The 2,943-nt window shown below is 76.2% G+C and carries 2 protein-coding genes; both read left to right on the forward strand.

Features of this window, described 5'->3' with window-relative positions; genetic code table 11:
- Nucleotides 1-110 precede the first annotated feature (110 nt).
- Nucleotides 111-1,694, forward strand: a complete 1,584-nt coding sequence (locus L1885_RS26490; RefSeq protein ID WP_235799693.1) for a cobyric acid synthase — start codon at nt 111-113, stop codon at nt 1,692-1,694.
- 112 nt (nt 1,695-1,806) lie between these two features.
- Nucleotides 1,807-2,943: magnesium chelatase ATPase subunit I (locus L1885_RS26495; RefSeq protein ID WP_235799694.1), on the forward strand; the 1,137-nt coding region annotated here is incomplete at its 3' end.

Here is a 2,943-nt window from a genome sequence, read left to right on the forward strand (position 1 = left end):
GACGGGGCGGCTCGCATGGGGAGCCATACGGGGACCGCTGCGCCACGGCGCGGCCGGGAACGCGGCGGGGCCGGGCCGGTGACGGTGCGGCGGAGCGAGGAGGCACGGCGGTGGCAGGGGTGAGCGGGGCGGCGGGCGGGCCGCGGGGCGCGGCGCGTGGCGGCGGCCTGCTGGTGGCGGGGACCACGTCGGACGCGGGCAAGAGCGTGGTCACGGCGGGCATCCTGCGCTGGCTCGCGCGGCAGGGCATGAAGGTGGCGCCGTTCAAGGGCCAGAACATGTCGCTGAATTCGTTCGTGACCCGCGAGGGCGCGGAGATCGGCCGCGCGCAGGCGATGCAGGCGCGGGCGGCCGGCGTCGAGCCCACCGCGCTGATGAACCCGGTGCTGCTCAAGCCCGGTGGCGAGGCCCGCAGCCAAGTGGTGCTGATGGGGAGGCCGGTGGGCGAGCTGAGCGCCCGCGGCTACCACGGGGGCCGCCAGGAGGCGCTGCTCGGCACGGTACTGGAGTGCCTGGCACAGCTGCGTGCCTCCTACGACGCCGTCATATGCGAGGGCGCCGGCAGCCCGGCCGAGATCAATCTGCGCCGTACGGACATCGTGAACATGGGCATCGCCCGCGCGGCGCGGCTGCCGGTGGTGGTGGTCGGGGACATCGACCGGGGCGGGGTGTTCGCCTCGTTCTTCGGCACGACCGCGCTGCTGAGCCGCGAGGACCAGGCGCTCGTCGCGGGCTATCTGGTCAACAAGTTCCGCGGTGACGTCTCGCTGCTGGAGCCGGGCCTCGACATGCTGCGGGAGTTGACGGGGCGCCCCACGTACGGGGTGCTGCCGTGGCGGGAGGGCCTCGGCATCGACGAGGAGGACGGCGGGCTCGGTGTGCGTGCCCCGGGCCGCGTCCTGCCGCCGGTCGGCGAGGACGTGCTGCGCGTGGCGGTCGCCGCGGTGCCGCTGATGTCGAACTTCACGGACGTCGACGCCCTGGCCTCCGAACCCGGCGTACGGGTGCGGTTCGTGGAGCGCGCCGACGAGGCCGCGGACGCGGACCTGCTGATCGTCCCCGGCACGCGCGGCACGGTGCGGGCGCTGGCCTGGCTCCGCGAGCGCGGGTTCGCGGACGAACTGGCCCGGCGGGCCGCCGAGGGCCGCCCGGTACTGGGCGTCTGCGGCGGGTACCAGGTGCTGGGTGAACACATCGACGACGACGTGGAGTCGCGGGCGGGCAGCGTCGCGGGGCTGGGACTGCTGCCCGTGCGGGTCCGCTTCGCCGCGGAGAAGACGCTGGCGCGGCCGGTGGGCACGGCGCTCGGCGAGCGGGTGGAGGGGTACGAGATCCACCACGGCGTGGCGTCCGTCCACGGCGGCGAGCCGTTCGTCACGTACGCCCCCGCCGGCGGCGCGGGCCGGCCGGGGCCGGCCCCGGACGGGTGCGTGGTCGGCGCGGTGCGCGGCACGCACTGGCACGGGGTGCTGGAGAACGACGCGTTCCGGCGGGCGTATCTGACGGAGGTGGCCCGCGAGAGCGGCCGGCGCTTCGTGCCGGCGCCGGACACCGTCTTCGGTTCGCTGCGGGAGGCCCAACTGGACCGGCTCGCCGACCTGGTGGAGGAGCACGCCGACACCGCGGCGCTGCTGCGGCTCGTCGAGTCCGGGCCGCCCGCGGGGCTCCCGTTCGTCCCGCCGGGAGCGCCGTGAGGAGCGCCATGGCGACCGCCTTGGGCACCACCGCGACCGCCGTCGCCGCCGCCCCCGCACGGCCGCCCGCCCGCGTCCACTCCGCGAACGGCTCACGTAGCAAAGGAGATTCATGAGCACCCCCTATCCCTTCACCGCCGTCGTCGGCATGGACGACCTCCGGCTCGCCCTGCTGCTCAACGCCGTCAGTCCCGCCGTCGGCGGGGTCCTGGTGCGCGGCGAGAAGGGCACGGCCAAGTCCACGGCGGTGCGTGCCCTTTCGGTACTGCTGCCCGAGCTGAGCGTGATCGCCGGGTGCCGCTTCTCCTGCGACCCGGCCGCGCCGGACCTGCAGTGCCCGGACGGCCCGCACGGCAACGAGCCCGCGGTGCACCGGCCCGCGCGGATGGTGGAGCTGCCCGTGGGCGCCTCCGAGGACCGCCTGGTCGGCGCGCTCGACATCGAACGGGCCCTCGCCGAGGGCGTCAAGGCCTTCGAGCCGGGCCTGCTGGCCGAGGCGCACCGGGGGGTGCTGTACGTCGACGAGGTCAACCTGCTGCACGACCACCTCGTGGACCTGCTGCTCGACGCCGCGGCGATGGGGGCCTCCTACGTCGAGCGCGAGGGGGTCTCGGTACGGCACGCGGCCCGCTTCCTGCTCGTCGGCACCATGAACCCGGAGGAGGGCGAGCTGCGCCCGCAGCTGCTCGACCGCTTCGGGCTGACGGTGGAGGTCGCCGCGTCGCGCGAGCCCGACCAGCGGGTCGAGGTCGTGCGCCGCCGCCTCGCCTACGACGACGACCCCGAGGGCTTCGCGGCCCGCTGGGAGGGCGAGGAGGGCGCGCTGCGCAAGCGGATCGCCGCCGCCCGCGAGCTGCTGCCCCGCGTCGTGCTGGGCGACGGCGCGCTGCGCCGGATAGCCGCGACGTGCGCCGCGTTCGAGGTCGACGGGATGCGCGCGGACATCGTCATGGCCCGCACGGCGACCGCGCTGGCCGCCTGGGCCGGCCGCGACGAGGTGACCTCCGACGACGTCCGGCAGGCCGCGCTGCTCGCGCTGCCGCACCGGCGCCGCCGCAACCCGTTCGACGCGCCCGGCCTGGACGAGGACAAGCTCGACAGCACGCTGGACGAGTTCTCCGACGGCACCCCTCCCGACGAGCCCGGCACGGACCCCGACGACACCGACCCGGACGGCACCGACCCGGACGGCGGCGGCGACGGCCCCGGCCCCGGCGGCGGCGCGCCCGATCCCGCCCCGGGGCCGGCC

This window comes from Streptomyces fuscigenes, from assembly GCF_021556455.1.
GTDB lineage: Bacteria > Actinomycetota > Actinomycetes > Streptomycetales > Streptomycetaceae > Streptomyces > Streptomyces fuscigenes.